The organism is Thermococcus sp. 21S7 (assembly GCF_012027615.1).
Classification (GTDB): domain Archaea; phylum Methanobacteriota_B; class Thermococci; order Thermococcales; family Thermococcaceae; genus Thermococcus.
Genome location: NZ_SNUT01000009.1, coordinates 55,997 through 64,108, shown reverse-complemented (window position 1 = coordinate 64,108; position 8,112 = coordinate 55,997). Strand labels below are relative to the sequence as shown.

Annotated in this window: 9 protein-coding genes; 5 read left to right on the top strand and 4 right to left on the bottom strand. The window is 56.6% G+C overall.

All coding sequences use genetic code 11. The features are described from left to right. Both E3E51_RS12565 and E3E51_RS12560 read right to left on the bottom strand, forming a co-directional pair. Positions 1-364 (bottom strand): DUF257 family protein (locus tag E3E51_RS12565; RefSeq protein ID WP_167913451.1); only part of this gene is annotated, 364 nt, incomplete at its 3' end. A 108-nt stretch (positions 365-472) separates the two neighbouring features. Beyond that, positions 473-1,921 carry an NAD(P)/FAD-dependent oxidoreductase gene (locus E3E51_RS12560; RefSeq protein ID WP_167913459.1) on the bottom strand — a complete coding sequence of 483 codons (1,449 nt, stop codon included), beginning with the start codon at positions 1,919-1,921 and terminating at the stop codon, positions 473-475. Positions 1,922-2,078: 157 nt separating this feature from the next. Between E3E51_RS12560 and E3E51_RS12555 the strand changes: the two genes are divergently transcribed. The 5 genes from E3E51_RS12555 (at position 2,079) to hisS (ending at position 6,967) form a co-directional block, all read left to right on the top strand. After that, on the top strand, positions 2,079-2,624 hold the full coding sequence (locus E3E51_RS12555; RefSeq protein WP_167913450.1) for a CBS domain-containing protein: 546 nt from the start codon (positions 2,079-2,081) through the stop codon (positions 2,622-2,624). 28 nt (positions 2,625-2,652) lie between these two features. Next, on the top strand, positions 2,653-3,795 hold the full coding sequence (locus E3E51_RS12550; RefSeq protein ID WP_167913449.1) for a cation:proton antiporter: 1,143 nt from the start codon (positions 2,653-2,655) through the stop codon (positions 3,793-3,795). Between the two features lies 1 nt (position 3,796). Further along, complete coding sequence (locus E3E51_RS12545) at positions 3,797-4,921, top strand: cation:proton antiporter (protein ID WP_167913448.1); 1,125 nt, start codon at positions 3,797-3,799, stop codon at positions 4,919-4,921. 51 nt (positions 4,922-4,972) lie between these two features. After that, positions 4,973-5,587, top strand: coding sequence for a MarC family protein (locus E3E51_RS12540; protein WP_167913447.1), 615 nt, complete (start codon positions 4,973-4,975; stop codon positions 5,585-5,587). 66 nt (positions 5,588-5,653) lie between these two features. After that, the gene (gene hisS / locus E3E51_RS12535) at positions 5,654-6,967 is read left to right on the top strand and encodes a histidine--tRNA ligase (RefSeq protein ID WP_167913446.1); all 1,314 of its coding nucleotides are present in this window, start codon (positions 5,654-5,656) and stop codon (positions 6,965-6,967) included. Positions 6,968-7,011: 44 nt separating this feature from the next. Here hisS and E3E51_RS13290 read toward each other — a convergent pair whose 3' ends face one another. Both E3E51_RS13290 and E3E51_RS12530 read right to left on the bottom strand, forming a co-directional pair. Beyond that, a complete protein-coding gene (locus E3E51_RS13290; RefSeq protein ID WP_277346772.1) occupies positions 7,012-7,137 on the bottom strand; it encodes a hypothetical protein in 126 nt (41 codons plus the stop codon). Between the two features lie 39 nt (positions 7,138-7,176). Further along, complete coding sequence (locus tag E3E51_RS12530) at positions 7,177-8,049, bottom strand: phospholipase D-like domain-containing protein (protein ID WP_240924340.1); 873 nt, start codon at positions 8,047-8,049, stop codon at positions 7,177-7,179. Positions 8,050-8,112: the final 63 nt, after the last annotated feature.

Sequence of the window (8,112 nt, the reverse complement as noted above, 5' to 3'; positions counted from 1 at the left end):
CAAGTACCACCGTGTGATTTCTACTTCCCTTCGGGACCTTTCGCGCGATTCTGGCGTAGAGTGCCAGATGATACTCGAAGTCTTCCACAACGTCAATCTTCCCCAGAACGTTGCCAACGTCCACCAGTCCCCGTATCTTTATCACGGGCACTGAGTCCATCTTCATATCCCATCCGCTGAACCGCAGATTTTGAACGAACCCGTGGAGCGTGTCCCCGATGTCAACTATCAGCGGGAAAATGCCCATACTCCCCCAGCCGTCCAGGATTCTTTTGAAGACCCGTTCAGGATGATCAGTGGAATGATACTCCAAGAGGACTATACCGTCCCTTCTCGAAAGCAGTTTTTCCACGGCGTCCCCCATGGTTATCCCCAGGTTCTGTTTTTGATGTTCACCTAAATATATCTTTGCCATCTGGGTTAAAAAGATGTAACCTGCCATGGAGGGAGCTTTGGAAGGAAAAATGGATGTTTAGAGGGCATCTATCTTGGCTTTCCAGTTGTCCGGCTTCCTGAAGTCCTTCTCCGTGAAAATGCCCTCCTTCTTTAGTACCCCCCTAGCCGCCAGGATGCCCGTGGCCGCGGCGTTTACGATGTCCCTGCTCAGTCCAGCCCCGTCACCGGCCGCGAAGATGTTCTCAATGCTCGTTTCGAGGTTCTCGTTCACCTCGACCTTCATGGCGTAGTACTTGATTTCCGGAGCGTAGAGCAGTGTGTGGTCGCTCGCAACGCCTGGAAGAACGCGGTCGAGCTTCTCAAGCCCCTCCAGGATGTTGGTGACGACGCGGTGGGGTAAGGCCATCGCGATGTCCCCCGGCGTAACGTGCTTCAGCGTCGGTTCAACGTCGCTCCTCCGTATCCTCTGCCAGGTGCTCCTCCTTCCGCGCCTCAGGTCGCCGAGCCTCTGCAGTATGGGCTTTCCGCCGCCTATCGTCGTTGCCAGCTGGGCTATGCTCCTGCCGTAGGCGGTGGTGTCCTCAACCGGCTCGGTCAGCTCTATCCTCGTGAGGAATGCAAAGTTCGTGTTGTTGCTCTTCTTCTCGTGCATGGAGTGACCGTTAACGCCAACGTAGCCGTCGTAGCGCTCCTCGACGACGAAGCCGTTGGGGTTCGTACAGAATGTCCTCACGAAATCGTCGTAGGTGTTCGTGTATATGTGGAACTTGGGGTCGTGGTTTATGCTCGTTATCGGCTCCATGATTATGGCAGGCACCTCGACGCGTACCCCAACGTCGATCGGCCCGTGCCTGGCCTTGAGACCTATCCTCTGGGCGACCTCGTGGAACCAGTCAGCCCCGCCGCGGCCGGGTGAAACTATCGTGTACCTGGTTTTTATCTCGAAAACGTCCTTTCCGCGCTTTACCCTCACCCAGCCCTTTCCGAACTCCAGGGCCTTGGTCCAGAGGAGGAACTCCACGCCCCGGCTTTCGAGGTGCTTTTTTATGTCCGCTATGACTTCGGGCGTCCTGTCGGAGCCGATGTGGCGCTGGATTATGGGTATGAACTTAACGCCTGCCTGGGCCGCTTTCTGCTCCCAGTACCTGACTTCCTCTGGGTTGCCCTTGAAGAGGTTTCTCGGTGCTTTGTGGTTCAGGAATATCTGGTCCACTTCCCACACTAGCTGCCACGCGTAGTTTTCGTCTCCGGTAAGCTCGCTCAGGTCGCCGCCTATGTCCGGACGGAGGTTTATCGTGCCGTCACTGAGGCCGCCGGCACCACCCACGCCGCTCATGATGTGGCAGGGCTGGCAGCCGATGCAGTAGCCCAGATCGTACATCGGACAGATTCTCTGCTCGATGTCTCCACCCTCGTCAACTATCAAAACCTTAAAATCGCTCTTTTCCGCCAGCTCGTAGGCCGCAAAAAGGCCGGCCGGGCCGGCACCTATTATGACGACGTCGTAGGTTTTTCCAGAAACCATATTTCCCTTGTCGGGGTTTATGGCCAATGCTTTAAAAACTTTTTGGCAAGTTTTTGGTTAATCCAGTTTATTTGTGCCCATGTATTTAACATGAATCTGGTTATAATTTTCCCGAAACCTTTAAACAGAATTGGGTAATAGAATCCTTAGTGGGAGCATGATGAGCGAAAAATCGAAGAGTGCGAAGGCCAAGAAGATAAAGATAATCCACAGCAAACGTAGAATGCTCCAGCTCAAGCGCAAGGGGGAGATGAGCCACAACATCCGCTACATCTCCAAGGTTCCGGTTAGGATAGTCATGGACAGGGACTTCCTCACCCTTCACCCCGAGGACTCGATATCGAAGCTGGTGGAGAACCTCAGGGATGAAGAGAGCTCCGCCGTCGTCGTTGACGAGGAAGGCCGGCTCATGGGGTTTATCACAATGAAGGACCTTCTCCACTTCTTCGAACCGCCTAGGAGGTACTCGATCGTCGGAATAGGTCTCCTCAAGAAGTACTCGATAAGCCATGCCTCGCGCATTAGGGACATAATGGTCCGCAAGCCCATAACCATTCACGTTGAAGACGACCTCGGACGGGCGATAAAGATAATGATTGAGACTGGAAAGCACCACCTCCCCGTCATTGACGAGAACGGCCACGTTCACGGTGTGCTGGAGGTTAAGGACATCATGCGTCTCATCCGCATAGTCTCCAGTTGACCGGTAAAACTAGTCAGGGATGATAATCATGGACGTTTTCCTGGAGCTGGCCCTGATACTCATAGTTGCGAAGCTGTTCGGCTACCTCACCCTGCGGCTGGGCTTCCCTGCCGCACTCGGCCAGCTCATCGGCGGGATTCTCATAGGGCCTTCACTGCTGGACGTCGTGGCCTACGATGAGGGAGTGAAGCTCGTTGCCGAGCTTGGAGTCGTCATGCTGCTCTTTCTGGCGGGCCTGGAGACAGATATTGAGGAATTCAAGAACGTTGGAGTCTCGGCGTTCATAGTGGCAGTTCTCGGTGTCATGATACCCTTCGTTCTCGGCTACGTTGGCGCTTTAGCCTGGGGATATTCCGACATTCAGGCGCTGTTCCTCGGCGGAATCCTCACCGCCACGAGCGTCGGCCTCACCACGAGCATACTAATGGAGATGAAAAAGCTGAGGAGCCGCGTGGGAACGACGATTCTCGCCGCCGCTGTCGTTGACGACGTCCTCGGTATCATAATCCTGACCGTCCTCGTCGCCATGAACACCAAGGGGAGCGTCTATCCGATCGACGTCCTCATAATCCTCGGCGAGGTCACGCTGTTCTTCCTCCTCGGCCTCATCCTCGGCAGCCCCGCGATAAAGGAAGCCCTTCGCGCGTCGGAGAGGATAAACCTGCCCGAGACCATAACGGCCTTCGCGATAGCCATAATGCTCATCTTCGCCTACATCGCCGAGCAGTTTCAGCTGGCGGGCATAACCGGCGCCTACCTGGCGGGCCTCCTAATAGCCGGAAGCGCCGAGGCGAGGGAGGTTACGGGCAAGACCCTGACCATCGGTTACTCCCTCTTCATACCCGTTTTCCTCGTCAGCATAGGCGTCGAGACCGACGTCCACGTTCTGGCCCACATCGGAGCTTTTGCAGGGCTCTACGCGGTTCTGGCGATAGCGGGGAAGATAGTGGGCTGCGGCATCGGCGGGCTGCTGACCAGGTTCAAGGGCAGGGAGGCCCTGCAGATTGGAATGGGAATGGTTCCGAGGATGGAGGTCGCGCTCATCATGGCCAACATCGGGCTGAGGGAGGGCGTCTTCGACAGGGGAACGTTTTCGATACCGGTCAGCATGGTAATAATAACAACGCTTGTAACGCCCTTCCTCCTCAAATGGGCGTTTTCGAGGGAGTGATATGGAGATACTCCTCCTGATGGCCCTTATGCTTGCAACGGCGAAACTCCTGGGATACGTATTCGAACGCATCGGTCAGCCCGTGGTTCTCGGCCAGATATTCGGGGGGCTCCTCATGGGGATATTCTTCGATACCAACCCGGTTATCGGGCAGTTCGCCAACCTCGGTGTTCTGCTCCTTCTCTTCATAGCGGGCCTGGAGAGCGAGCTGGAGGAGTTCAAGCGGGTCGGCCGTCAGAGCGTGGTCGTTGCCGGCGTTGGGGTTCTGATGGCCTTTATCCTCGGTTTCTCCGTCGCCTACTTCTTTGTCCCCTTTCACGAGGCCGTCCTCTACGGCGCCATGATGACGCCGACGAGCGTCAGCATAACGGTGAAGGTGCTCATGGAGCTGAGGAGGCTCAACACCCGAGAGGGGACGACGATTCTCGCCGCGGCGGTCGTAGATGACATCCTGGGAATCCTCATCCTGACAGTGGCGATCTCGATGATAAAGGGCGGGGAGGTCAACTACGCGAGCCTCGCGGAGGTTCTCCTCTCCGTCTCGGTTCTGCTCTTCTTCTTCCTCTACTTCGGGCCCGGCCTCGCCGAGGGGGCCTTCAGGGCAATCTCCCGCATAGACCTCCCGGAGGCGGAGACGGCTTTCGCCCTCGTCTTTCTGATTGCCTTCGCCTACCTCGCCGAGCACCTGAACCTCGCCTCGATCCTCGGAGCCTACCTGACCGGTCTCGCCCTTGGCCAGAGCACCAAAAAGAAGGGGATAATGGACCACATGAACGTCATCGGCTACTCCCTCTTCATACCGCTGTTCTTCGTCGAGGTTGGGATGAGAATCGAGCTGGACTACATCCTCCACGCCGGCCTCTTCGCGGTTCTCTACACGGTGGCGGCGATAGCGAGCAAAATCCTAGGATGCGGCGCCGGCGCCAGGATGGCCGGCTTCGGCTGGGACTCCTCCCTCAGGATAGGCGTCGGTATGATACCAAGACTGGGTGTGGAGCTCGCCATGCTCGCCGTCGCGATGGCCAGCGGAATAATCGGGCCGGACGCGCTCACCGTGGCCATTCTCATGGTCTTCGCCACGACCGTGGTAACGCCGCCGCTCCTCAAGTGGCTCTACTCCAGATGAGATGCACACTTCCGGGCATACCTTTATAAAACCCTCACCGCAGGGGCGAATATGAGCGAGGTACTCTCGATACTCAGTTCGGCGCTGTTCATGCTCATCATGATAGACCCCAGCGACAAGATACTCCTGGTCAGCCTGCTCCGCGAGGACTTCCACATAGAGGACATCAGAACGCTCATCGTGAGGGCGAACCTCATAGGCTTCCTCCTGCTCTTCCTGTTTGCGGTTTCGGGCCAGATAATCCTCCAGGAGGTATTCCACATAGACATCAACGCCCTCCGCGTTGCCGGCGGCTTCGTGCTCTTTAAGATAGGTCTCGAAGCCCTTGAGAGCGGTGGAATGCTGACCCTAAAGAGGGAGAAGAACATACTCGCGCTGGCCGCGGTCCCGGTGGCGACGCCGCTGATAGCGGGACCAGCTGCCATAACCACCGCGATAACCCTGACCGCCGAGAAGGGCCTCTACCACGCCACAGCCGCGATATTCCTCGCCATACTGCTGACGGCCCTCGTGATGTTCGTCACGCTGTACGTCATCAAGAACGTGAGCAAGACCACCCTCGGTGTATTCATCAGGATAATAGGTATGTTCACGATGGCGATTGGAGCGCAGATGATGGTGCAGGGAGTGATCGGCATCTACCTCCTCATGACCTCCACAGGATGAGCGACGAATTTCTCTGGGCTAAACTTTTAACCTCTTCCGCTTTTCCCAGGGAAAGGAGGGTTGAGAATGAAGGTCAGACTTGAGAAGGTTAAGGGAACGCGAGACCTGCTCCCGGAGGAGATGGCCAGGAGGAGATGGGTTTTCGAGAGAATCCGCGGGGTTTTCGAGCGCTATAACTTTCATGAGGTTCTCACACCCACCTTCGAGTACACGGCCCTCTTCCAGCTGAGGAGCGGTGAGGAGGTCGTCGAGCAGCTCTACGCCTTCGACGACAAGGGGGGCAGGAACATCTCTCTCCGTCCGGACATGACGTCGAGCGTTGCAAGGCTCTACGTCAACTCCTTCCAGAACGCGGCAAAGCCGATAAAGTGGTACTACATCGCGAACATGTTCCGCTATGAGGAGCCCCAGAGCGGCAGGTATAGAGAATTCTGGCAGGCCGGGGTGGAGCTCCTCGGAAGCGATAAGGTGGAGGCCGATGCCGAGGTTATAGCCCTGTTCGTGGAGAGCTACCTTTCAACCGGCCTTGAGGACTTCACGGTCAACATAGGCGACCGCGTTCTGCTCGACGAGTTCGCCAAGATGCTCGGCGTCGAGGACGATATAGGTTTAATGAGGCTCATAGACAAGAAGGACAAGATGAGCCGCGAGGACTTCATAGCCGCTCTGGGCGATTTTGGACTCGATGAAAAGGGAATCGAGAAGGTTCTCTCGCTTATCGAGATCAGGGGAAAACCTGACGAGGTTCTTCCAAAGGCTGAGGAGCTCTTCACGAGCGAAAAAGCGAAGGCGGAAATCAAAAGGCTCTACGAGCTGGTTGACCTCCTCGACGCCTACGGTGTTAAGGAGAAACTCCTCATAGACCTCGGCATAGCGAGGGGCTTCGATTACTACACGAGCGTAGTCTTCGAGGCGGTGGCGCCCAACGACCTCGGCATAGGCTCAATAGGCGGCGGTGGAAGGTACGACAACCTCATTGAGGTCTTCGGCGGGAAGCCAACCCCGGCGACCGGCTTTGCCATAGGGATTGAGAGGCTGATTCCAATCCTTGAGTGGAAGGGCCTGGTTCCGGAGCCGAAGCTGAGGCCCGATGTTTACGTGATTCCGATTGGAAAGGAGCGGGAACTCAAAATGGCCGCCATAGAGATAACCTCCTCCCTAAGGAAGGCCGGAATCACGGCAGATTACGAGCTGACCGGAAGGAAGCTGAGGAAGGCCCTCGACTACGCGGGAAAACTCGGCGTTCCGTACGTCGTCCTCGTTGGGAAGAGAGACCTCGCGGAGGGCAGGGTAACGATAAGGGACATGGAGAGCGGCGAGCAGAGGGCGGTGGAGAAGAAAAAGGTCGTTGAGGTTCTCTCCGAGCTGTTGAGAGCCTGACATTTTTCTTTTCACAAGTCTCGCCCTTTAGGGCGGGGAGGAGGTCAGTACCTCTTCACCTCTACCCTGAACTTCCTCGCCTTCTTTTTCATCCTCCACTCCTCAACGCGGCGGACGAACGGGCATCGGGAGCGCCACTTCCGGTAGGCTTTTCTCAGGGATTCGAGCATTTTTGCACCCACCGGATTTTCGAACGGGACTTTAAATCCTTAGCGGATGCCCTCGAAGTATTCGATGAGTCTCTCCGCCAGCTCCCCCGAGGCCACCATAAGGCTGACCTCGTGGTTCCAGTAGAGGGCACTCTCGCTCCAGTTGTGGCTCCCGATGAAGACTAGCCTTCCGTCGATTACGACGACCTTAGCGTGGAGGGTCGTTCCGGGGGAGTCAAAGGAAACGTCGACGCCGTGAGAGCGCAGGTAGCCGTACGCTTCTCTGTTGCTCTCTACGCCGTCTTCCAGCAGTACGTGAACCTCAACACCCCTGTTCTTTGCGGCAACGAGTGCCCGTATGAGGTCGTTTGCCCAGTCGAAGCCGTCGTCCGGGTCGTAGAGCATTGAGAACATCATGACGTAGATGCTCTTCTCCGCGCCGTTTATGGCATCGATGACGTTCTTGTAGTACTCCTCGTCGGTCAGGAGTTTCACAGTTAGGTCTCCGGTCAGCGTCGTTTCCAGCTGCGCGTTGCAGCGGCTCAGGTTCGCCCGGAGCTCCCTCATCTCATCCTCCCTTTCCTTCAGCTCACCCTTCGTTCTCTCCAGCTCCGCCCGGCAGTTTTTGAGTGAAGTGGTGGAATTCCCCAGAACGGCGAGGTCAACGAGGCACCTCTCGTACCTTTTGGTGACGTTGCTTAACCCCTCCTCCGCCTCCCTGAGCGTCCGGTTGAGATACGTCAGGTGCTCCATGCACCTCGATAGATTCCCCGCCAGGTCAACGGTCGGCGAGGGAGTTTCGGTCACGGTTTCCGTGGCGGTTGTGGTCATAGTCACTGTGACCGTGGATGGAGGGGCGTTCGAACTCCCGATGCATCCCGAAGCCGCAACCATGATTGCGGCCAGCAGGGCAACCAGTACCTTCCACCGCATGGGATGAAGCTCAGCGGCTTTCTCTTAAAAACTTCTTCATCGACCGGTTCAAAAATATTGGAA

Coding starts and splice junctions, on each gene's coding strand:
- E3E51_RS12560 (WP_167913459.1), bottom strand. CDS start 1,921: ATGGTTTCTGGAAAAACCTACGACGTCGTCATAATAGGTGCCGGCCCG.
- E3E51_RS12555 (WP_167913450.1), top strand. CDS start 2,079: ATGATGAGCGAAAAATCGAAGAGTGCGAAGGCCAAGAAGATAAAGATA.
- E3E51_RS12550 (WP_167913449.1), top strand. CDS start 2,653: ATGGACGTTTTCCTGGAGCTGGCCCTGATACTCATAGTTGCGAAGCTG.
- E3E51_RS12545 (WP_167913448.1), top strand. CDS start 3,797: ATGGAGATACTCCTCCTGATGGCCCTTATGCTTGCAACGGCGAAACTC.
- E3E51_RS12540 (WP_167913447.1), top strand. CDS start 4,973: ATGAGCGAGGTACTCTCGATACTCAGTTCGGCGCTGTTCATGCTCATC.
- hisS (WP_167913446.1), top strand. CDS start 5,654: ATGAAGGTCAGACTTGAGAAGGTTAAGGGAACGCGAGACCTGCTCCCG.
- E3E51_RS13290 (WP_277346772.1), bottom strand. CDS start 7,137: ATGCTCGAATCCCTGAGAAAAGCCTACCGGAAGTGGCGCTCCCGATGC.
- E3E51_RS12530 (WP_240924340.1), bottom strand. CDS start 8,049: ATGCGGTGGAAGGTACTGGTTGCCCTGCTGGCCGCAATCATGGTTGCG.